Annotated in this window: 16 protein-coding genes and 1 pseudogene; 11 read left to right on the forward strand and 6 right to left on the reverse strand. The window is 60.1% G+C overall.

Annotated features, from left to right (window positions below; genetic code table 11):
• Positions 1–3 precede the first annotated feature (3 nt).
• The 3 genes from MKS11_RS24330 to MKS11_RS24340 all read left to right on the forward strand — a co-directional run bounded on the left by MKS11_RS24330 (position 4) and on the right by MKS11_RS24340 (position 1,948).
• Complete coding sequence (locus MKS11_RS24330) at positions 4–717, forward strand: response regulator transcription factor (RefSeq protein ID WP_004201549.1); 714 nt, start codon at positions 4–6, stop codon at positions 715–717.
• Positions 718–1,079: 362 nt separating this feature from the next.
• Positions 1,080–1,220: a small membrane protein gene (locus MKS11_RS24335; RefSeq protein WP_004146563.1), complete on the forward strand. Its 141-nt coding sequence runs from the start codon at positions 1,080–1,082 to the stop codon at positions 1,218–1,220.
• 116 nt (positions 1,221–1,336) lie between these two features.
• Complete coding sequence (locus MKS11_RS24340; RefSeq protein WP_004201550.1) at positions 1,337–1,948, forward strand: LuxR C-terminal-related transcriptional regulator; 612 nt, start codon at positions 1,337–1,339, stop codon at positions 1,946–1,948.
• Positions 1,949–2,222: 274 nt separating this feature from the next.
• Here MKS11_RS24340 and MKS11_RS24345 read toward each other — a convergent pair whose 3' ends face one another.
• Positions 2,223–3,497: a dicarboxylate/amino acid:cation symporter gene (locus tag MKS11_RS24345; RefSeq protein WP_032456376.1), complete on the reverse strand. Its 1,275-nt coding sequence runs from the start codon at positions 3,495–3,497 to the stop codon at positions 2,223–2,225.
• A 300-nt stretch (positions 3,498–3,797) separates the two neighbouring features.
• Between MKS11_RS24345 and MKS11_RS24350 the strand changes: the two genes are divergently transcribed.
• From MKS11_RS24350 to yegS, 8 genes and pseudogenes are all read left to right on the forward strand, one after another.
• A complete protein-coding gene (locus MKS11_RS24350; protein WP_259596628.1) occupies positions 3,798–5,036 on the forward strand; it encodes an MdtA/MuxA family multidrug efflux RND transporter periplasmic adaptor subunit in 1,239 nt (412 codons plus the stop codon).
• Entirely contained in the window at positions 5,036–8,158 is a 3,123-nt protein-coding gene (locus MKS11_RS24355; RefSeq protein ID WP_017899361.1) for an MdtB/MuxB family multidrug efflux RND transporter permease subunit, read from the forward strand. Before MKS11_RS24350 ends, MKS11_RS24355 begins: the two co-directional genes overlap by 1 nt.
• Positions 8,159–11,236, forward strand: a pseudogene (gene mdtC, locus MKS11_RS24360) (multidrug efflux RND transporter permease subunit MdtC). It begins immediately after the preceding gene.
• A gap of 1 nt (position 11,237) precedes the next feature.
• Entirely contained in the window at positions 11,238–12,653 is a 1,416-nt protein-coding gene (locus MKS11_RS24365; RefSeq protein ID WP_259596630.1) for an MFS transporter, read from the forward strand.
• On the forward strand, positions 12,650–14,146 hold the full coding sequence (baeS, locus tag MKS11_RS24370) for a two-component system sensor histidine kinase BaeS (RefSeq protein ID WP_017899359.1): 1,497 nt from the start codon (positions 12,650–12,652) through the stop codon (positions 14,144–14,146). Before MKS11_RS24365 ends, baeS begins: the two co-directional genes overlap by 4 nt.
• Positions 14,143–14,865 (forward strand): two-component system response regulator BaeR, encoded by a 723-nt coding sequence (baeR, locus tag MKS11_RS24375; protein WP_004201558.1) that lies wholly within the window; start codon positions 14,143–14,145, stop codon positions 14,863–14,865. Before baeS ends, baeR begins: the two co-directional genes overlap by 4 nt.
• 317 nt (positions 14,866–15,182) lie before the next feature.
• A complete protein-coding gene (yegQ, locus tag MKS11_RS24380; RefSeq protein WP_064794887.1) occupies positions 15,183–16,544 on the forward strand; it encodes a tRNA 5-hydroxyuridine modification protein YegQ in 1,362 nt (453 codons plus the stop codon).
• Positions 16,545–16,786: 242 nt separating this feature from the next.
• The gene (yegS, locus tag MKS11_RS24385) at positions 16,787–17,683 is read left to right on the forward strand and encodes a lipid kinase YegS (RefSeq protein ID WP_017899357.1); all 897 of its coding nucleotides are present in this window, start codon (positions 16,787–16,789) and stop codon (positions 17,681–17,683) included.
• A gap of 240 nt (positions 17,684–17,923) precedes the next feature.
• On the opposite strand, the gene MKS11_RS24390 is transcribed toward yegS, so the two are convergent.
• The 5 genes from MKS11_RS24390 to MKS11_RS24410 are packed head-to-tail and all read right to left on the reverse strand — an operon-like array spanning position 17,924 to position 23,101.
• Positions 17,924–18,697, reverse strand: a complete 774-nt coding sequence (locus tag MKS11_RS24390; RefSeq protein ID WP_004180550.1) for an ABC transporter ATP-binding protein — start codon at positions 18,695–18,697, stop codon at positions 17,924–17,926.
• Between the two features lie 10 nt (positions 18,698–18,707).
• On the reverse strand, positions 18,708–19,571 hold the full coding sequence (locus MKS11_RS24395; protein WP_004175147.1) for an ABC transporter ATP-binding protein: 864 nt from the start codon (positions 19,569–19,571) through the stop codon (positions 18,708–18,710).
• Positions 19,543–20,448: an ABC transporter permease gene (locus MKS11_RS24400; RefSeq protein ID WP_284109735.1), complete on the reverse strand. Its 906-nt coding sequence runs from the start codon at positions 20,446–20,448 to the stop codon at positions 19,543–19,545. The genes MKS11_RS24395 and MKS11_RS24400 overlap by 29 nt, the downstream gene beginning before the upstream one ends.
• Positions 20,445–21,482, reverse strand: a complete 1,038-nt coding sequence (locus MKS11_RS24405) for an ABC transporter permease (protein WP_108450960.1) — start codon at positions 21,480–21,482, stop codon at positions 20,445–20,447. Before MKS11_RS24405 ends, MKS11_RS24400 begins: the two co-directional genes overlap by 4 nt.
• Positions 21,479–23,101 (reverse strand): ABC transporter substrate-binding protein, encoded by a 1,623-nt coding sequence (locus tag MKS11_RS24410; RefSeq protein ID WP_122542355.1) that lies wholly within the window; start codon positions 23,099–23,101, stop codon positions 21,479–21,481. The genes MKS11_RS24405 and MKS11_RS24410 overlap by 4 nt, the downstream gene beginning before the upstream one ends.
• Positions 23,102–23,176: the final 75 nt, after the last annotated feature.

Here is a 23,176-nt window from a genome sequence, read left to right on the forward strand (position 1 = left end):
CGCATGGCTTTACGGCTGGCGATAATTGAAGATAACCCCGATCTGCTGGATGAACTGCTGGCCTGGTTGGGCTATCGCGGCTTCGAGGTATGGGGGACGCGGAGCGCTGAGGCCTTCTGGCGGCAACTGCACAGCCATCCGGTGGACATCGTGCTGATTGATATCGGTCTGCCCGGCGAGGATGGCTTCAGCGTGCTGAGCTACCTGCACGAGCTGGGGCACTACGGTCTGGTGGTGGTCAGCGCCCGCGGCCAACAGCAGGATAAACTGCAGGCGCTGAGCCTCGGGGCCGATGCCTATCTGATCAAGCCGGTTAACTTCGCCCATCTCGCGGAGACCCTGACCGCCCTCGGCGCCCGCCTGCAGCAGGATCGGCCGGCCCCTCAGCAGCCAGAGATGGCCAGCGCCGCCCCCGCTCCCGCTCCCGCTCCCGCTACCGGGCTTTGGCGTCTGCATGAGGATAAACTGATCTCCCCAGACGCCCGGACGCTGGAATTAACCCAGCAGGAATATCGCCTGGTGGAACTCTTAATGCGCAATCGCAACGAAGTGTGTAGCAAACTGGATCTTCATGCTTGCCTGTTTGCCCATGAAAGCGAGCCTGACCTGCACCGTATCGACGTGGTGGTTAGCCGCCTGCGCCACAAGGCTCGCCAGCAGGGGATCCACCTGCCCGTACGCGCAATCTTTGGTAAGGGGCTGGCTTTTATCTCCTGAACGACGGGGCATGTCGGCGGCCGCGCGGGATATGAATGACTCGCAAGTGTTAATTTTTCTCATTTTCTGAGAGAAATGAGAGGAATGAGACTGACGATGACCTTAAGAACTTTCGGTAATGATACCAACGTGTTGATTTCGTATTTTCACTGACACCAGGATCATCCTGATGTTACAAGGATTGAATGACTACAGATTAAAATAGTCATCAACAGGTTGACAGCATTACCAGAACTTTCTTATAGTGCTACTACATCAGGATGATGTCGTATGATTTTCATCGGACAGAAAAGCATATAACAAAACGTATTAGCCGTTCGCGGCAAATTCTGACACCATGCAACACAAACAAGGTATAAACAATGGCCATGCAAACGTGGTTAGTTTTATTGCTATGCATTTTTTTCTTCAGCATCTCTGTATACAGTTTTATTTCCTATCTGAAAGACAGGAGACGGCAGAAATTTACCTTTAACGATAAGCGTTCAATGCGTCGTAAATAATTCACTGTAGAATAATAAAAACATATTGTAGGTACTTTAATACAGTCAACACACCGCATACGCCCGGAGGATGTGTCACAGCATGGCGTTATGTTTTTGCGTAAGGAAATAACGCCATGAGAAACATTAATGTCACCATCAACACCCGCAATACCTTTGTCCGTGAATCGCTGATGGCTATGGTCAATGACCTCACGCAGGGCGAAATACGGGCGCGTTTTTCCTGGCGTAATAATGACCTGTCAGGGGAAGACATCATCATTTGCGAAGTGATCCCCGGCGAAATCTACCTGTGCAATACGCTGATTAAAAACAGGAAAAAAGGCAGTTCGCTGATTATCCTCCACAGCTACGACCAGTTGCCGGAAGATGATTTCATGATTAACTGCCTGAAAGGGGTTATTTTTGTTTCGCTAAAAACCGCCAGTATTCCGCAACTGCTGACGATCATTAAAAGCGAGCTCCAGCATTGTATGAGCCCGTCAGCCACCGACGCCGCGGGTCGGGAACTCAGCTGCGCCAGCTGCCCGCACCGCGTGCTGTCGCGCTCGCAGACCGCCGTGGTGCACGGTATTCTCGAAGGGATGGATATGAGTAAAATCGCCGCCCTGCAGCGCGTCAGTCCCCGTACCGCCGCCTATCATAAAAATAAGATTATGGAAAAATACAGTCTGAATAATAACCATGACTTTTTCCAGTTTATGAATCTGTTACGAGAGCGCTGGTAGGTAAATAGCGAGCAGAAGAGAATAAGATATTCGCCTGGCGATATTGTCGTAAATCCGAAAATAGCCACAGGATGCTAAAAAAGCGCCAGCGCTGCCAGACATAACGTTAAACTCTGACGCTTCCTCGGTATAAAGACGTTACCGCGCGCCTTTATATAAGAAAAAAGACTATTTACGAGGAAAACTGATACTTCGTCACATTGCCCCTGACGTGCCTGTCAGGGGGCTTTTTTTCGGTGTGGAATGGCGCCCTCTGCACGAGGGCGCGGCAGGATCAGGCTTCCACTTTCTCCACTTGCCAGTCCGGCTGCGCTTCCTCGTCGGTCAGCAGACCTTCGTTTTTCGACAGCATAGCGGTGGCGATGCCGTTACCCAGTACGTTGATGGCGGAGCGCCCCATATCGAGGAAATGATCGATGCCCATCAGCAGCAGGATCCCGGCAACCGGGATATGGAAGCTGGGGATAGTGGCCGCCAGCACCACCAGCGCCGAGCGCGGTACCCCGGCGATGCCTTTCGAGGCCAGCATCAGGGTCAACATCATGACCGTAATCTCGCTGAAGCTCAGCGGGACGTTATAGGCCTGGGCGATAAACATCGCGGCGAAGGAGCAGTAGACCATCGAGCCGACGAGGTTAAACGAGTAGCCAATCGGCAGAACGAACGAGACGATATTGCGCGAACAACCAAACTTCACCAGCCGTTCGAGGGTCTTCGGATAGGCAGCTTCCGAGCTGCTGGTGGTAAAGGCTACCAGCACCGGATCTTTCAGCATGTTCAGCAGACGGAAGACCTCTTTCTTCAGCACCATATAGCCGACGGCAATCAGCACCGCGCTGGTCAACAGCACCGCCAGGTAATAACCGCCGATGAACGAAGCGTAGTTGAGCAAAATCCCCAACCCCTGCGAGGCAATCACCGACGAGATGGCGGCGAAGATGGCCAGCGGCGCAACGTACATCACATAGCCGGTCACCTTCAGCATAATGTGCGACACCACGTTAAGGGCCGCCACCAGCGGAGCATTAAACTTCTCGCCCAGCGACGCGCCGGCGATGCCAAAGAACATCGAGAACACCACGATCTGCAGGATCTCGTTGTTGGCCATCGCCTCAGTGATGCTGGTAGGGATGGTATGCGACAGGAAGCCTTTCAGGGTCATGCCGCTGACCGCCAGGCCGGTATCCACCGCCTCTTTCGGTACCGTCAGGTTCAGCCCGGCGCCCGGGTGCTGGAAGGTGACGATCACCAGCCCGACGAGAATGGATAATACCGATGAAGTGATAAACCACACCATCGCCTTACCACCCACCCGGCCGATGGTCGCCGTCTCGCCGAGACGCATGATCCCGACCGTCAGGGTGCTGAACACCAAGGGCGCGATAACCATTTTGATTAAGCGCAGAAACAGATCGGTCAGCAGCGTGATGTTGTCTGCCCAGGCGGAGATGGTAGTCGGCGTCGCGTAGGCATGGATAGCCGCGCCGGAGAGGATCCCCATCAGCATAAAAACGACGATGAAGAGCGTGAGTTTGTTTGCGTTTGCCACAGCAATGACCCCTGATTATTTAACACGTTGATTTTTAAGTGCATATTTTATTATTATGAGAATGCACTGATTTATTCACCGCATAAATCTAATTAAAGCCCCCGCGGATACAACTATTTTTTGCTTTTTTAAACTAAAAGTTGATATCACCCCGGAAATCAGCGGCGAGAACGCCCGGCGTCGCGGCCGTTATCCAGACATTTCTCAACCTTCTTTTCATAATTCCTCCATTTTTACGGCCCCTTCCCTCACTAAACTAGTATCATTCAGCGAAACGCTTCAGGATGAGACCGTAAACTAATGAAAGGCAGTAACATACGTCGTTGGGGCGCCGCGCTGGCGGTAGTGATTATCGCCGGGGCCGCCTACTGGTTCTGGCACGATCGTGGAACGAGCGGCAGCGGGACGCCCGCCACCGGGCAGGGTCCGCAGGGTCCGGGCGGCGCGCGCCATGGCCGCTTTGGCGGCGCGCTGGCGCCGGTGCAGGCCGCCACCGCAACCGAACAAGCGGTCCCGCGCTATCTCACCGGGCTGGGTACCGTGACGGCGGCCAATACCGTCACCGTCCGCAGCCGGGTCGACGGCCAGCTGCTTAGCCTTCACTTCCAGGAGGGTCAGCAGGTCAAAGCCGGCGATCTGCTGGCGCAGATCGATCCCAGCCAGTTTAAAGTCGCCCTCGCCCAGGCGCAGGGTCAGCTGGCGAAAGATAACGCCACTCTGGCGAATGCCCGCCGCGATCTCGCCCGTTACCAGCAGCTGGTGAAAACCAATCTCGTCTCCCGCCAGGAGCTCGACACCCAGCAGTCGCTGGTGGTGGAATCCGCTGGCACCGTAAAAGCCGATGAAGCAGCCGTCGCCAGCGCCCAGCTGCAGCTCGACTGGACGCGCATTACCGCGCCGATCGACGGCCGCGTCGGCTTAAAGCAGGTCGATATCGGCAACCAGATTTCCAGCGGGGATACCACCGGGATTGTGGTTCTCACCCAGACGCATCCGATCGACGTGGTCTTTACCCTGCCGGAAAACAGCATCGCCACGGTGGTGCAGGCGCAGAAAGCGGGTAAAGCGCTCAGCGTCGAAGCCTGGGACCGTACCAATAAGCAGAAAATCAGCGTCGGGGAGCTGCTGAGCCTCGACAACCAGATCGATGCGACCACCGGGACCATCAAGCTGAAGGCGCGCTTCAGCAATCTGGACGACGCCCTGTTCCCCAACCAGTTCGTTAACGCCCGCCTGCTGGTGGACACCCAGCAGAACGCGGTAGTCATCCCTGCCGCCGCTCTGCAGATGGGCAACGAAGGGCATTTTGTATGGGTGCTGAACGATGAGAATAAGGTCAGCAAACACAGCGTCACCCCGGGGATCCAGGACAGCCAGAAAGTGGTCATCAGCGCCGGGCTTTCCGCCGGGGATCGCGTGGTCACCGACGGGATTGACCGCCTGACCGAAGGGGCGAAAGTGGAAGTTGTCACCGCCAGCGGCAGCGAGCAGGCGCAGCCCGCCCCGCGGCAGAGCGGTAAACACGGAGCGCGTTCCTGATGCAGGTGTTACCCCCAGGCCGCACCGGCGGCCCGTCCCGGCTGTTTATTATGCGTCCGGTGGCCACCACTCTGCTGATGGTGGCGATCCTGTTAGCCGGGATCATCGGCTACCGCTTTCTGCCGGTCTCCGCGTTACCGGAGGTGGATTACCCGACCATTCAGGTAGTCACCCTCTATCCGGGCGCCAGCCCGGACGTGGTGACCTCCGCTATCACCGCCCCGCTGGAACGCCAGTTCGGCCAGATGTCCGGGCTTAAGCAGATGTCATCGCAAAGTTCCGGCGGCGCCTCGGTCGTCACGCTCCAGTTCCAGCTGACCCTGCCGCTGGACGTTGCCGAGCAGGAAGTGCAGGCGGCCATCAACGCCGCCACCAACCTGCTGCCGAACGATCTGCCCAACCCGCCGGTCTACAGCAAGGTGAACCCGGCGGATCCGCCGATCATGACCCTCGCCGTTACCTCCTCCGCGATCCCGATGACCCAGGTAGAGGATATGGTGGAGACGCGGGTGGCGCAGAAGATCTCTCAGGTTTCCGGCGTCGGTCTGGTGACCCTCGCCGGCGGCCAGCGCCCGGCGGTGCGGGTGAAGCTTAACGCCCAGGCCATCGCCGCCCTCGGCCTGACCAGCGAAACCGTGCGCACCGCCATCACCAGCGCCAACGTTAACTCGGCGAAAGGCAGCCTCGACGGCCCGGCCCGCGCGGTAACGCTTTCCGCTAACGATCAGATGCAGTCCGCTGAGGATTACCGCCGCCTGATTATCGCTTATCAGAACGGGGCGCCGATCCGGCTCGGCGATGTCGCCAGCGTCGAACAAGGGGCCGAAAACAGCTGGCTCGGGGCGTGGGCCAACCAGCAGCGGGCGATCGTGATGAACGTCCAGCGCCAGCCGGGGGCCAACATTATCGACACCGCCGACAGCATTCGCCAGATGCTGCCGCAGCTTACCGAGAGCCTGCCGAAATCGGTGAAGGTGCAGGTTCTCTCCGACCGGACCACCAACATCCGCGCCTCGGTGCGCGACACCCAGTTTGAGCTGATGCTGGCCATCGCCCTGGTGGTGATGATCATCTACCTGTTCCTGCGCAACGTGCCGGCGACCATTATTCCCGGCGTCGCGGTGCCGCTGTCGCTGGTGGGTACCTTCGCGGTGATGGTGTTCCTCGACTTCTCGATCAACAACCTGACGCTGATGGCCCTGACCATCGCCACCGGCTTTGTGGTGGATGACGCCATCGTGGTGATCGAGAACATCTCGCGCTATATCGAGAAAGGCGAGAAGCCGCTGGCCGCTGCGCTGAAAGGCGCGGGAGAAATCGGCTTCACCATTATCTCCCTCACCTTCTCGCTGATCGCGGTGCTGATCCCGCTGCTGTTTATGGGCGATATCGTTGGCCGCCTGTTCCGCGAATTCGCCGTTACCCTTGCCGTCGCCATCCTGATCTCGGCGGTGGTCTCCCTGACCCTGACGCCGATGATGTGCGCCCGCATGTTAAGCCACGAATCGCTGCGTAAGCAGAACCGCTTCTCGCGGGCCAGCGAGCGCTTCTTTGACCGGGTGATCGCCGTCTATGGCCGCTGGCTGAGTCGGGTGCTGAACCACCCGTGGCTGACGCTCGGCGTCGCCCTGAGCACCCTGGCGCTGTCGATTCTGCTGTGGGTCTTTATCCCGAAAGGCTTTTTCCCGATCCAGGATAACGGCATTATCCAGGGCACCCTCCAGGCGCCGCAGTCGGTCTCCTTCGCCAGCATGGCCCAGCGCCAGCAGCAGGTTTCCGACATTATTCTCAAGGATCCGGCGGTGGAGAGCCTGACCTCGTTCGTCGGCGTCGACGGCACCAACCCGGCGCTGAACAGCGCCCGCCTGCAGATCAACCTCAAGCCGCTGGATGAACGCGACGACCGCGTCCAGACGGTGATTAGCCGTCTGCAGCAGGCGGTGGCCGGTGTCCCGGGCGTGGCGCTCTATCTGCAGCCGACCCAGGATCTGACCATCGACACCACGGTGAGCCGCACCCAGTACCAGTTCACTCTACAGGCGAACTCCCTCGAGGCGTTGAGCACGTGGGTGCCGCCGCTGCTCAGTCGCCTGCAGGCTCAGCCGCAGCTGGCCGACGTCAGCAGCGACTGGCAGGACAAAGGCCTGGCCGCCTATATCAAGGTGGATCGCGACAGCGCCAGCCGCCTCGGCATCTCGATGGCCGATGTCGATAACGCGCTGTACAACGCCTTCGGCCAGCGGCTGATCTCCACCATTTACACCCAGGCGAATCAGTATCGCGTGGTGCTAGAGCAGGATACCGAAGCGACGCCGGGCCTGGCGGCGCTGGATAATATCCGCCTGACCAGCAGCGACGGCGGCATCGTGCCGCTGACCGCCATCGCCACGGTGGAGCAGCGCTTTACCCCGCTGTCGGTGAACCACCTCGATCAGTTCCCGGTGACCACCATCTCGTTTAACGTTCCGGACAACTACTCACTGGGCGAAGCGGTAGAGGCAATCCTCACCGCCGAACAGTCGCTGGATTTCCCGAGCGATATTCGAACTCAGTTCCAGGGCAGCTCGCTGGCCTTCCAGTCGGCGCTGGGCAGCACCGTCTGGCTGGTCGTGGCCGCGGTGGTGGCGATGTATATCGTACTGGGGGTGCTGTATGAGAGCTTTATCCATCCGATCACCATTCTCTCCACCCTGCCCACCGCCGGGGTCGGGGCGCTGCTGGCGCTGTGGCTGGCGGGCAGCGAGCTGGACGTGATCGCCATCATCGGCATCATTCTGCTGATCGGCATCGTGAAGAAGAACGCCATCATGATGATCGACTTCGCGCTGGCCGCCGAGCGCGAGCAGGGCATGCCGCCGCGGGAGGCGATCTACCAGGCCTGTCTGCTCCGCTTCCGACCGATCCTGATGACCACCCTCGCCGCCCTGCTCGGCGCCCTGCCGCTGATGCTGAGCACCGGCGTCGGCGCGGAGCTGCGGCGTCCGTTGGGGATCGGCATGGTTGGCGGCCTGATGCTCAGCCAGGTGCTGACCCTGTTCACCACCCCGGTGATCTATCTGCTGTTCGACCGCCTGTCGCTGCACCTGAAGCGCCGCTTCCCGCGTCAGGAAGAGGAGGCGTAAGTGAAGTTATTCGCCCTCTTCATTTACCGCCCGGTGGCGACGATCCTCATCTCGCTGGCCATCACCCTGTGCGGCATTCTCGGCTTCCGGCTGCTGCCGGTGGCCCCGCTGCCGCAGGTCGATTTCCCGGTGATTATGGTCAGCGCCTCGCTGCCGGGGGCCTCGCCGGAGACCATGGCCTCGTCGGTGGCCACCCCGCTGGAGCGCTCCCTGGGGCGGATTGCCGGGGTCAATGAGATGACCTCCTCCAGTTCACTCGGCAGCACCCGCATCATTCTCGAGTTTAACTTCGACCGCGATATCAACGGCGCGGCGCGCGATGTCCAGGCAGCGATCAACGCCGCGCAAAGCCTGCTGCCGAGCGGGATGCCCAGCCGGCCGACCTACCGCAAAGCCAACCCGTCGGATGCGCCGATCATGATCCTGACGCTGACCTCCGACACCTACTCCCAGGGTGAGCTGTATGATTTCGCCTCCACCCAGCTGGCGCAGACCATCGCGCAGATTGACGGCGTCGGCGATGTCGACGTCGGCGGCAGCTCCCTGCCGGCGGTGCGCGTCGACCTCAACCCGCAGGCGCTGTTCAACCAGGGCGTGTCGCTGGACGCGGTGCGCACCGCCATCAGCGACGCCAACGTGCGCAAGCCGCAGGGGGCGCTGGAGGACAGCGCCCACCGCTGGCAGGTGCATACCAACGATGAGCTGAAGACCGCCGCCGACTATCAGCCGCTGATCGTCCACTACCAGAATGGCGCCGCGGTGCGGCTGGGGGATGTTGCCACCGTCTCAGATTCGGTGCAGGACGTGCGCAACGCCGGGATGACCAACGCCAAGCCGGCGATCCTGCTGATGATCCGCAAACTGCCGGAAGCCAATATCATTCAGACGGTGGACAGCATCCGCGCCCGCCTGCCGGAGCTACAGCAGACCATCCCGGCGGCCATCGACCTGCAGATCGCCCAGGATCGCTCGCCGACCATCCGCGCCTCGCTGGAGGAGGTGGAGCAGACGCTGGTGATCTCGGTGGCGCTGGTGATCCTGGTGGTGTTCCTGTTCCTGCGCTCCGGACGCGCCACGCTGATCCCCGCCGTCGCCGTTCCGGTTTCCTTAATCGGCACCTTCGCCGCGATGTACTTATGCGGTTTCAGCCTCAATAACCTGTCGCTGATGGCCCTGACTATCGCTACCGGCTTCGTGGTGGATGACGCCATCGTGGTGCTGGAGAATATCTCCCGCCATCTGGAGGCGGGGATGAAACCGCTGCAGGCGGCGCTGCAGGGAAGCCGCGAGGTCGGCTTTACCGTGCTGTCGATGAGCTTGTCGCTGGTGGCGGTGTTTCTGCCGCTGCTGCTGATGGGCGGCCTGCCCGGCCGCCTGCTGCGCGAGTTCGCCGTCACCCTGTCGGTGGCGATCGGCATCTCGCTGGCGGTCTCCCTCACCCTGACGCCGATGATGTGCGGCTGGCTGCTGAAAAGCGGCAAACCCCACCAGCCGACGCGCAACCGCGGCTTTGGCCGCCTGCTGGTGGCCGTACAGGGCGGCTATGGTAAATCGTTAAAATGGGTGCTGAAGCACAGCCGCCTGACCGGCCTGGTGGTGCTCGGCACCATCGCCCTCAGCGTCTGGCTCTACATTTCGATCCCGAAAACCTTCTTCCCGGAGCAGGACACCGGGGTGCTGATGGGCGGCATTCAGGCCGACCAGAGCATCTCCTTCCAGGCGATGCGCGGCAAGCTGCAGGACTTTATGAAAATCATTCGCGAAGATCCGGCGGTGGATAACGTCACCGGATTTACCGGCGGCTCGCGGGTCAACAGCGGGATGATGTTTATCACCCTCAAGCCGCGCGACCAGCGCCACGAGACGGCGCAGCAGGTGATTGACCGACTGCGCAAAAAGCTGGCCAACGAGCCCGGGGCTAACCTGTTCCTGATGGCGGTGCAGGATATCCGCGTCGGTGGCCGGCAGTCGAACGCCAGCTATCAGTACACCCTGCTATCCGATGACCTGTCGGCGCTGCGCGAGTGGGAGCCGAAGATCCGCAAAGCGCTGGCGGCGCTGCCTGAGCTGGCGGACGTCAACTCGGATCAGCAGGACAATGGCGCCGAAATGGACCTGGTCTATGACCGGGATACCATGTCGCGCCTCGGCATCAGCGTTTAGGACGCCAACAACCTGCTGAACAACGCCTTCGGCCAGCGGCAGATCTCCACCATCTACCAGCCGCTTAACCAGTACAAGGTGGTGATGGAGGTGGATCCGGCCTACACCCAGGACGTCAGCGCCCTGGATAAGATGTTTGTCATCAACAGCGAGGGCAAGCCGATCCCGCTGGCCTACTTCGCCAAATGGCAGCCGGCCAACGCCCCGCTGTCGGTGAACCACCAGGGGCTGTCGGCGGCGTCCACAATCTCCTTTAACCTGCCCACCGGCCGCTCGCTGTCGGAAGCCAGCGAGGCGATTAACCGCGCGATGACCCAGCTCGGGGTGCCGTCCACCGTACGTGGCTCATTTGCCGGTACCGCTCAGGTGTTCCAGCAGACCATGAACGCGCAGGTGATCCTGATCCTCGCGGCCATTGCCACGGTCTATATCGTGCTGGGGATGCTCTACGAGAGCTATGTACATCCGTTGACCATCCTTTCGACGCTACCCTCCGCCGGGGTGGGCGCGCTGCTGGCGCTGGAGATATTCGATGCCCCGTTCAGCCTAATCGCCCTTATCGGGATCATGTTATTAATTGGCATCGTGAAGAAAAACGCCATCATGATGGTTGATTTTGCCCTTGAGGCGCAGCGCACCGGCAACCTGACGCCGGAAGAGGCGATTTTCCAGGCCTGCCTGCTGCGTTTCCGGCCGATTATGATGACCACCCTCGCCGCGCTGTTCGGCGCCCTGCCGCTGGTGCTCTCCGGCGGCGACGGCTCCGAACTGCGCCAGCCGCTGGGGATCACTATCGTCGGCGGTCTGGTGATGAGCCAGCTGTTAACGCTCTACACCACGCCGGTGGTCTATCTTTTCTTTGACCGTTTGCGGCTGCGTTTTTCGCGTCATTCCACTCAACCGGTAAGCGAATAAGATGACAGACCTCCCGGCCAGCGTGCGCTGGCAGCTATGGATAGTGGCGTTCGGCTTCTTTATGCAGTCGCTGGACACCACCATCGTCAACACCGCCCTCCCCTCGATGGCCAAAAGCCTCGGGGAGAGTCCGCTGCATATGCATATGATCATCGTCTCCTATGTCCTGACGGTGGCGGTGATGCTGCCGGCCAGCGGCTGGCTGGCCGACCGGGTCGGGGTGCGCAATATTTTCTTTACCGCCATCGTGCTGTTTACCGCTGGATCGCTGTTTTGCGCCCAGGCCAGCACCCTTGACCAGCTGGTGATGGCGCGGGTGCTGCAGGGTATCGGCGGCGCGATGATGGTGCCGGTCGGCCGCCTGACGGTGATGAAGATCGTCCCGCGCGATCAGTACATGGCGGCGATGACCTTCGTTACCCTGCCGGGCCAGGTCGGCCCGCTGCTCGGCCCGGCGCTGGGCGGGGTACTGGTGGAGTACGCCTCCTGGCACTGGATCTTCCTCATTAACATCCCGGTGGGGATCGTCGGCGCCATCGCCACCCTCTGCCTGATGCCCAACTACACCATGCAGACCCGACGCTTCGATCTCGCCGGCTTTGTGCTGCTGGCGGCCGGGATGGCGACCCTGACCCTGGCGCTGGATGGCCAGAAAGGGCTCGGCATTTCCCCCGCCTGGCTGGCGGGACTGGTGGCCGTCGGCCTCGCCGCCCTGCTGCTCTACCTGTGGCACGCCCGCGGTAACGCCCGGGCGCTGTTCAGCCTTAACCTGTTTCGCAACCGCACCTTCTCCCTTGGCCTCGGCGGCAGCTTCGCCGGGCGCATCGGCAGCGGCATGCTGCCGTTTATGACCCCGGTGTTCCTGCAGATCGGCCTCGGTTTTAGCCCCTTCCACGCCGGGCTGATGATGATCCCGATGGTGCTCGGCAGCATGGGGATGAAGCGGATCGTGGTCCAGGTGGTCAACCGCTTCGGCTACCGTCGGGTGCTGGTCGCCAGCACTCTGGGGCTGGCGGCGGTCAGCCTGCTGTTTATGTTTTGCGCCCTGGCGGGCTGGTATTACGCGCTGCCGCTGATCCTGTTTCTGCAGGGGATGATCAACGCCAGCCGCTTCTCGTCGATGAATACCCTGACCCTGAAAGATCTCCCGGACGATCTGGCCAGCAGCGGCAACAGCCTGCTGTCGATGGTGATGCAGCTGTCGATGAGTATTGGCGTGACCATCGCCGGGCTGCTGCTGGGGCTGTACGGCCAGCAGCATCTGAACCTCGACGCCGCCGGCACCCATCAGGTCTTTCTCTATACCTATCTGAGCATGGCGGCGATCATCGCCCTGCCGGCGCTCATCTTTTCCCGGGTACCGGATGACGTCGGCAGCAATACCGTCATCCGTCGACGCAACAGGAGTGGATCGTGAAATTTTGGCGCCCGGGCATTACCGGCAAGCTGTTCCTCGCTATTTTCGCCACCTGCATCGTGCTGCTGATCAGCATGCACTGGGCGGTGCGCATCAGTTTCGAACGCGGGTTTATCGATTACATCAAGCGCGGCAATGAGCAGCGGTTAACCATGCTTAGCGACGCGCTGAGCGAGCAGTATGCCCAGCACGGCAGCTGGGCGTTTCTGCGCAACAATGACCGCTTTATCTTCCAGCTGCTGCGCACCTTCGAACGGGATAATGACGACCGCTCGCCGCCGGGGCACGCCATGAAGCCGGGGGCGATGGACGCGCCGGACGCCGGTCCCGATGGGCCGCCGCCGGATGGTCCCCCTGACGGCCCGCGCCCGAGGCCGGAAATGCCGCCCCACGGCTGGCGCACCATGTTCTGGGTGGTCGATCAGTCTGGCCGGGTGCTGGTGGGCCCCCGCGAGCGTGTGCCGGAGGACGGCAGCCAGCGCAGCATTATGGTCAACGGCGTGGAGGTAGGCAGAGTGATCGCCTCGCCGGTGGAGCGGCTAACCCGCAATACCGACATTAACTTCGACCGGCAGCAGAAGCGCACCAGCTGGCTGATTGTCGCCCTCGCCACCCTGCTTGCCGCGCTGGCCACCTTCCCGCTGGCCCGCGGCCTGCTGGCGCCGGTGAAACGGCTGGTGGAAGGCACCCATAAGCTGGCGGCGGGCGACTTTTCCACCCGCGTGACGGTGACCGGCGGCGATGAGCTCGGCCGCCTGGCGCAGGATTTTAACCAGCTTGCCAGCACCCTGGAGCGCAACCAGCAGATGCGTCGCGACCTGATGGCCGATATCTCCCATGAACTGCGTACCCCGCTGGCGGTGCTGCGCGGCGAGCTGGAGGCGATTCAGGACGGGGTCCGGCGTTTTACCCCTGAATCCATTCCCTCTCTGCAGGCTGAAGTGGCCACCCTCACCAAGCTGGTAGACGATCTCCATCAGCTGTCGATGTCCGATGAGGGAGCGCTGGCCTACCAGAAAACCTCGCTGGATATCATCACCCTGCTGGAGGTAGCCGCAGGCGCTTTTCGCGAGCGCTTCGCCGGCCGGCAGCTGAGCATCCAGGTGTCGCTCCCGGAGCAGGCGATGATCTTCGGCGACCGCGACCGCCTGATGCAGCTCTTCAACAATCTGCTGGAAAACAGCCTGCGCTATACCGACAGCGGCGGCAGCCTGCACATCACCGCCCGCCGCAGCGGACGGATGCTGGTGATCGACTTCGCCGACAGCGCCCCCGGGGTCAGCGATGAGCAGCTGGCCCGCCTGTGCGAGCGCTTTTACCGGGCAGAAGGATCGCGCAACCGCGCCAGCGGCGGCTCCGGCCTTGGGCTGGCGATTTGCCTCAATATCGTAGCGGCCCACGGCGGCACCCTGCGTGCCGACCATTCGCCTTTTGGCGGGGTTAGCATTAAAGTTGAGTTACCTCTGGAACATGATTTACCGAGAGACGTATGACTGAATTGCCTGTAGATGAAAACACCCCGCGCATTCTTATCGTGGAAGATGAACCCAAGCTCGGCCAGCTGCTGATTGATTATCTGCAGGCCGCCGGCTATGCGCCTACGCTGATTAACCATGGCGACAAGGTCCTGCCCTACGTTCGCCAGACTCCGCCGCACCTGATCCTGCTGGATCTGATGCTGCCCGGTACCGACGGCCTGACGCTGTGCCGCGAAATTCGCCGCTTCTCCGACGTTCCGGTGGTGATGGTGACGGCGAAAATCGAAGAGATCGACCGCCTGCTGGGGCTGGAGATTGGCGCCGACGACTATATCTGCAAGCCTTACAGCCCGCGGGAAGTGGTCGCCCGGGTGAAAACCATTCTCCGCCGCTGCAAGCCGCAGCGCGACCTGCAGGCGCTGGACGCGCAGAGTCCGCTGATTGTCGACGAGGGCCGTTTTCAGGCCTCGTGGCGCGACAAGCTGCTGGACCTCACCCCCGCCGAGTTTCGGCTGCTGAAAACCCTCTCCCAGGAGCCGGGCAAAGTGTTCTCCCGCGAACAGCTACTCAACCATCTGTATGACGACTATCGGGTAGTGACCGACCGCACCATCGACAGCCACATCAAGAACCTGCGGCGCAAGCTGGAGGCGCTGGACGCCGAACAGTCGTTTATCCGCGCCGTGTACGGGGTTGGCTACCGCTGGGAAGCCGACGCCTGCCGGCTGGCGTAGTGAGCCTTTCCCGGCTCGCGCTGCGCTTAGCCGGGCTACAAGTCCACCGCCGTCTGCAATCCGTAGCCCGGGTAAGGCGTTTACGCCGCAACCCGGGAAACTCCGTAGCGACTATGACACCAAGCGTTATGAGCGCTGTCAGTGTGAGCACTGCCCAGGTTCAAAATGGCAAACAAATTAGCCATACTGAAAGATACCCATCTGATATTTACTCCCCTTCGCCGCGGCGCTACAATGCCCGCCCTTAATGTGGGGACACTCCCCAACTCGCCGCACCCGGTGCGGCGAATCTGACCTGTCATCAGAACGAGAACACCATGTTTAAACCAGAACTCCTTTCCCCGGCGGGAACGCTGAAGAATATGCGTTACGCTTTCGCCTATGGCGCTGATGCCGTTTATGCCGGCCAGCCGCGCTACTCGCTGCGCGTGCGTAACAACGAATTCAATCACGAAAATCTGCAGCTCGGCATCAATGAAGCCCACGCGTTGGGTAAAAAATTCTATGTGGTGGTCAACATCGCCCCGCATAACGCCAAGCTGAAAACGTTTATTCGCGATCTGAAGCCGGTGGTGGAGATGGGTCCGGACGCGCTGATCATGTCCGATCCGGGTTTAATCATGCTGGTGCGGGAAAACTTTCCGGATATGCCGATCCATCTTTCGGTGCAGGCCAACGCCGTCAACTGGGCGACGGTCAAATTCTGGCAGCAGATGGGCCTCAGCCGCGTGATCCTGTCGCGTGAACTGTCGCTGGATGAAATCGAAGAGATCCGCCGCCAGGTGCCGGAGATGGAAATTGAGATTTTCGTCCACGGCGCGCTGTGCATGGCCTACTCCGGCCGCTGCCTGCTCTCCGGGTATATCAACAAGCGCGACCCGAATCAGGGAACCTGCACCAACGCCTGCCGCTGGGAATACAACGTGGCGGAAGGTAAAGAGGACGACGTCGGCAATATCGTTCACAAATATGAGCCGATTCCGGTGCAGACCGTGGAGCCAACCCTCGGCATTGGCGCGCCGACCGATAAAGTCTTTATGATCGAGGAAGCCAAACGTCCGGGCGAGTACATGACCGCCTTCGAAGATGAGCACGGCACCTACATCATGAACTCGAAAGATCTGCGGGCTATCGCCCACGTTGAGCGTCTGACCCAGATGGGCGTTCACTCGCTGAAGATCGAAGGCCGCACCAAATCCTTCTACTACTGCGCGCGCACCGCCCAGGTTTACCGCAAGGCGATCGATGATGCCGCCGCCGGCAAACCGTTCGATACCAGCCTGCTGGAAACCCTTGAGGGGCTGGCCCATCGCGGGTACACCGAAGGCTTCCTGCGCCGCCATACCCATGACGATTACCAGAACTACGAATATGGCTACTCCCTCTCCGAACGCCAGCAGTTTGTCGGCGAATTCACCGGGGAGCGGAACGGCCCGCTGGCGGCAGTGGCGGTCAAAAATAAGTTCAGCGTTGGCGACAGCCTTGAACTGATGACTCCGCAGGGTAACGTCAACTTCACCCTCGAGCACATGGAAAATGGCAAAGGCGAAGCCATGCCGGTGGCCCCGGGCGACGGCTATACCGTATGGTTGCCTGTGCCGGACGACCTGCCCCTGCAGTATGCGCTGCTGATGCGCAACTTTACTGGTCAGACAACCAGAAACCCGCACGGTAACTAGTTAATTTGCGTTATTTTTTCACGATGTAAGGATATTAGAATCGGATCACATACCGTTTCGATCGAAACAGGTATCATCCATTTCGCTGAAAAACATAACCCATAAATGCTAGTTGTACCAGGAACCACCTCCTTAGCCTGCGTAATCTCCCTTACGCGGGCTTATTTTTTTGCCTCTCTTCCGGCCTTCACTTGCGTCATGCGGTACACTTTATGCAACATTGAGCAATAAAGGTTCCCTTGATGATGTCTACGTTTCCTGCCAGCTTACTGATCCTTAACGGCAAAGGTGCCAATGAACCGCAGCTACGCGAAGCGGTTAACCTGTTACGCGATGAAGGGATTGATATTCACGTCCGCGTGACCTGGGAAAAGGGCGATGCCGCGCGGTTTATCGATGAAGCCCTGCAGCTGAACGTTGAAACGGTGATCGCCGGCGGCGGCGACGGCACGATTAATGAAGTGGCGACCGCGCTGGTGGAGCGCGGCAGCAACATGGCGCTGGGGATTTTACCGCTGGGCACGGCCAACGACTTCGCCACCAGCGTCGGTATTCCACAGGATCTGGCCAGCGCCCTCAAGCTGGCGATCGTCGGTCGCGATGTGCCGATAGATATCGCCCGGGTTAATGATAAGACCGGCTTTATTAATATGGCGACCGGCGGGTTCGGCACCCGGATCACCACCGAAACACCGGAAAAGCTCAAAGCCGCGCTCGGCGGTGTCTCTTATTTAATCCATGGCCTGATGCGCATGGATACCCTGAAGCCGGACCGCTGCGAGATCCGCGGGGAGAACTTTCACTGGCAGGGCGATGCGCTGGTCATCGGCATCGGCAACGGCCGCCAGGCGGGCGGCGGCCAGCAGCTATGTCCGGAGGCGTTGATTAACGATGGTCTGCTGCATCTGCGCATTTTCACCGGCGAAGAGCTGATCCCTGCCCTCTTCAGCACCCTGGCGAATCCGGAAAACTCGCCGAATATTGTCGACGGCGTCTCCTCCTGGTTTGAGATCACCGCCCCCCATGAGATGACGTTTAACCTCGACGGCGAGCCGCTCAGCGGAAAAACCTTCCGTATGGAGCTGTTACCGGCGGCCCTGCGCTGCCGGCTGCCGCCCGACTGCCCGCTGCTACGCTGATCAGGCTTCGCAAAGCAAAGACGGTGCCCGGCTGGTATACAGCAGCCGGGTTCGTTGATTGAGCCTCTGAATGTTAAGGTAAAACGGCACCTGCGGCTGCAGGAAAAACCTGGGCAGGATATCGATCCAAACAACGCGCTTACATTAATAGACGATACCTACAACCACAAAAAACCTATAACATCAAATAGTTACCTATTAAAATGGGCGCATCTTCCGTGAGACAATGCGCCATAAAGCTTAGTATTCCGCCACCTCACGCGCCATTTCGCGCGTATATTGCCGACTGGCGTTAACCAGCATCTGCGTATAGGCCGTCTGCGCCTGGCCGCTGACCAGCGCATCGACCGTCAGGGTTTCGAGGATCTTCCCGTACTGCATCACCGCCACTTTCTGGCATAAGTGGGCAATAACCCCAAGATCGTGGGTGACCATCAGGTAAGTGAGCTTAGCCTCCCGCTGCAATTCTGCCAGCAGGTTAAGGATCTCAGCCTGCACCGACACATCCAGCGCCGACGTCGGCTCATCCAGCAGCAGCACCTGAGGCTCAAGAATCAGCGCTCTGGCTATCGCCACGCGCTGCCGCTGCCCGCCGGAGAGCTGATGCGGATAGCGCTCGCGAAAGGCGCGGTTGAGGCCAACTTTATCCAGCAGCACATTGATCCGCCGGTCGCGGTCGTTGATACGATGGATCTGCAGCGGCTCTTCGAGGATATCGCCAATGGTGTGACGGGGATGCAGTGATCCGTAAGGGTCCTGAAATACCATCTGCACCTGACGGCAGCGCTCGCGGCTAATTTCATGCCCTAAGGGCTGAGCATCGATGGTCAGTTCCCCCTGCCAGTGGGTAAACAGCCCCGCCAGGCACTTGAGCACCGTCGTTTTACCGGAACCGGACTCTCCTACCAGACCGTAGATCTCGCCGGGCTTAACGTGGAAACTGACGTCATACAGCACCTGGTTACGCTTCTCCCCCTCGCCAAACGCGAGGTTGAGATGTTGAACTTCAATCATTATCCGCTCCTTAATCCGTTAACCAGCTGGCCTGACGCTGCAGCACCGGCAGTATCGGGCGACGATGCTGCATATCCGGCAGCGAGTTAATCAATCCCTGAGTGTAGGGGTGACGGGCGTGATCGAGATCTTTAGCGGCGATGGACTCCACTACCCGTCCGGCGTACATCACCAGCACCCGGTCGCAGAAGCTGCGCACCAGGTTGATATCGTGGCTGATAAAAATCAGCCCCAGCCCGCGCGACTGAACCAGGTCATCCAGCAGGCCCAGCACCTGCAGGCGCACCGACACGTCCAGCGCGGAGGTGGGCTCATCGGCAATGATCAGCTCCGGGTCGGTAATCAGCATCATGGCGATCATGATGCGCTGCCCCTGTCCGCCGGATATTTCATGCGGATAAAGCTGATAAACGCGCTCCGGCTGGCGAATACGCACCACCTCCAGCATCTCCAGCGCCCTGGCTTTCGCCTCATCTTTGCGCCCGGGATGATGAGTAAGCCAGGCCTCGGCGATTTGCTTACCCACGCAGACCACCGGATTAAGCGAATATTTCGGGTCCTGCATAATCATAGAGATACGTTTGCCGCGTACGCCGCGCATCTGCGCTTCGCTAAGATGCTGCAGATCGAGGTCGGCAAACTGCATCCGGCTGGCGCTGACGCGGGCCTTTTTCGGATGCAGCTGCAGCAGCGCGCGCCCAACGGTGGACTTACCCGAACCGGACTCGCCGACAATAGCCAGCTTCTCATGCCCAAGCTGGAAGGAGACGCCGCGCACGGCGTGGGTCACCGCGCTACCGTTAACAAAGTCGACGCACAAATCGCGCACGTCGAGTAGCGGTGCATTATTCACTACGGGGATCGAGGATGTCACGTAGGCCATCTCCTAAGAAGTTGAACGCTAAGCTATTGATCAAAATCGCCAGCCCCGGAATGGTTACGACCCACCAGCACTCCATCATATAAGTGCGCCCGCTGGAGATCATCGCTCCCCACTCCGGCTCTGGCGGCTGCGCGCCGAGGCCGAGAAAGCCTAGGCCGGCCGCGGTCAGAATGATCCCGGCCATATTCATGGTGATACGGATAATGACCGAGGGCAGACACAGCGGCACGATATGGCGCCAGAGGACGCGGGCCGATGAAGCGCCCTGCAGACGCACGGCGGAGATAAAATCAGCCTGGCGCAGAGAGAGCGTTTCGGCGCGCGCCAGACGGGCAATCGGCGGCCAGGCGGTCAGCGTGATGGCGATAACCACGTGCTCCAGCCCCGGTCCTAAAGCGGCGACAAACGCCAGCGCCAGGACCAGACTCGGGAAGGAGATGAAAATATCGGTGACGCGCATCAGCACCATATCGACTTTACCGCCGAAATAGCCGGCACTGGCGCCCAGCAGCAGTCCGAGCGGACCGACGGTCACTGAGACCAGCAGCACGATATAGAGCGTGATGCGGGAGCCGTACACCAGGCGACTAAAGATATCTCGGCCAAACTCATCGGTGCCGAACCAGTGCTGCGCATTCGGCGCGACCAGCGCACTATTCAGGTCCTGTACCAGCGGGTTATAAGGCGCAATCAGCGGCGCGAAAATCGCCACCACCAGCAGCATAAAGATAATTCCTCCGCCGATGGCCGTGAGCGGATTGCGCGCCATTTTGCCGATAAACCCGACGGCCCGCGCCGCCGCGCGTTGCAGCCGCTGACGGCCTTCGCCCGCACCACCCGAAAGCGGCGAATCCAGAGAAACGGTCATGATTTTGTCCTCGGGTCAAAGAATTGATACAGCATGTCGGAGAGCAGGTTGAGCATCACGAAGATCACCCCCACCAGCAGCACGCAGCCCATCACCGCATTCATATCGCCCAGCAGCAAGCTTCCGGTAAGGTAGGAGCCAAACCCCGGCCATGAGAAGACGGTTTCAATCAGCACCGCGCCTTCCAGCAGCGCGCCGTAGGCCAGCGCCACCACCGTCAGCAGTTGCACGAGGATGTTACGAAACGCATGGTTCCAGATAACCTGGCGCTCGATCAGCCCTTTCACCCGGGCGGTAATAATGAACTCCTGCGACAGCTGGGCCAGCATAAAGCTGCGGGTCATACGGCTGATATAAGCCAGCGAGTGAAAACCCAGCAGCGAGGCGGGAAGAATCAGATGATTAATGGCGTTCCAGAACACCTGGCCGTTGCCGGCCAGCAGCGCATCAACGGTCATCAGCCCGGTGCAGCGCGGCACCACACCATCCAGCCCGAGCTCTACCCTCCCGGCGCCGCCTACCCAGCCAAGCCAGGCATAGAACACCAGCAGCCCCATCATCCCGACCCAAAAGATCGGCATCGAGTAGCCCGCCAGGCTGATAATGCGTACCACATAATCGGAGACGCTATTGCGCCGCGCCGCCGCCAACACGCCCAGCGGAATACCAAGACCCGCGCCGACAATAATCGCCATCGTTGCCAGCTCCATGGTGGCCGGGAAGACGCGGATAATATCGTCCACCACCGGTTTCCCGGTCAGCAGCGCGTTGCCCAGATCGCCGTGCAACAGGTTGACGAAATAGATGCCAAACTGGGTGGTCAGCGATTTATCAAACCCCAGCTGCTGGTAAACCTGCTGATAGGTACTCTGGTCAGCATCCGGGCCGACAATCGCCAGCACCGGGTCGATGGGCATGACGCGGCCAATGGTAAAGGTCAGCAGCAGCAGGCCGAACAGTGTAATCACCACCTGCAGTAGCCGTTTTGATAAGCGCCGGCCGCGTGAGCCGGGCGCAAGGATTGCGGTACTCATCCTTTCTCTCCTTCGCGGACTTTATAGACGTCACGCAGAAAAGTGGTGGCGGAGGGGTGCGGCTGATACTCCCGTACCTCGTTGCGCACGACGACCGAATCAACCATCTGCGAAAGCGGAATTAAAGCCGGAACCAGCTGGTCGTAGCGTGTCTGGATGGCCTGGTAGTCAGCCACCTGTTTTTGCGGATCGCGTTCCAGCAGGGCCTGGTCAATCATCGTATTCAGTTGCGGGTCGTAAAAACCGGTACGCCAGCCCTGGAAGTTGGTCAGGCGCGCCTTATCGCTGTTATCCGGGTTATAGACCAGCGCGCGCAGGCTGGAGTGCGGATGCGGCTCCATCCCGCTGCCGCCGCGTCCCACCAGCAGGTCAAATTTACGCTCGCGCATTGCGCCGTAGATCTGGTTACCAGTGCCGGTGATGATTTTGGCGTTAATCCCCGCCTGCATCAGCGTCGACTGCACGGCGATAGCGATGTTAAGAAATGGCTGATCGGAGAGTACCCGCAGCGTGGTATCAAAGCCGTTGGGATATCCCGCTTCCGCCAGCAGCTTTTTCGCCCGCGCCACATCCAGCCTGTAGCCGGGATCGGGTAGCGTGGACGGCATTCCCGCTTTGATAGGCCGCTGGTGCAGCACGCCGTAGCCCGGCATCAGCGCTTTATTGATACCCTGGTAATCAATCAGATAGCGCACCGCCTCGCGCACTTTCGGATTGGCGAAGTGCGCCTCTTTCATGCTCATCGCCACGTAGTACATGGTGCCGCGCTGCACCGCATCGACGGTCAGCTGCGGATCGCTGCGCAGGGCGTTGATATCGGAAACCGCCATATTGTTGGCAATATCAAGGTCGCCTTTTTCGATCATCAGGCGCAGAGTTTGCGACTCCTGGAAATGACGCAGTACCACGCGGCTCATTTTCGCCTCGCCGCGCCAGTAGTCAGGGTTGCGCTTCATGCGCAGCACATCTTTCGCCTGCCAGGTTTCGAGGATAAACGGCCCGGAACCGGCTTCATGGGTGGTTAGCCAGCGGTTACCCCAGTCGTTACCCTGCTGGTGGCTTTGCACCGTTTTACTGTCCAGCACTCCGAGGTTGCCCAGCGCCGCCAGCGAGTAAATCACCAGCTGCGGATCGTTATCTTTGGGTAATACGATTTGCACCGTGAAGCGGTCCGGCGCGCTGACCTGGCTGTCGATATTTTTCTTACTGAAGCCATAGGATTTCCATACTGAGGCCTGGGCCAGGTTGAGGTGCAGGATGCGCCGCATTGACCACACGACGTCGGCGGCGGTCAGCGGGTTGCCGGAGTGAAACTTAACGTCATCGCGCAGATGAAAGGTCAGGGTTTTGCCGTCGGGGCTGATATCCCAGGATTTCGCCAGCGCGGGCCTGACGGTGGTGAGCTGCTCAGGGTCAAGCTCCACCAGCGAGTCGTAGAGGTTGACCACGATCCCCACCACTTCGTTACCGGTCATCGCCGCCGGGTCAAGGGTGAGCAGGTTATTCATATTCATGCCGATGATCAGCTGGTCGGGCGGCGTTTTCGCCACCGCCTCCCCGCTCCCCATCGACATGGCGAGCGCGAGAATACACGCTCCCAGTAAGGAGTTTTTTTTCATATCTCTGTTTGCCTGTACTGTAGGGTACATGTTGCCGGATGGCGGCATTTTCGGCTTATCCGGTCTACCGGGCCG

It is taken from the genome of Klebsiella sp. K5-45 (genome assembly GCF_030128605.1).
In the GTDB taxonomy this organism is placed as follows: domain Bacteria; phylum Pseudomonadota; class Gammaproteobacteria; order Enterobacterales; family Enterobacteriaceae; genus Klebsiella; species Klebsiella quasipneumoniae.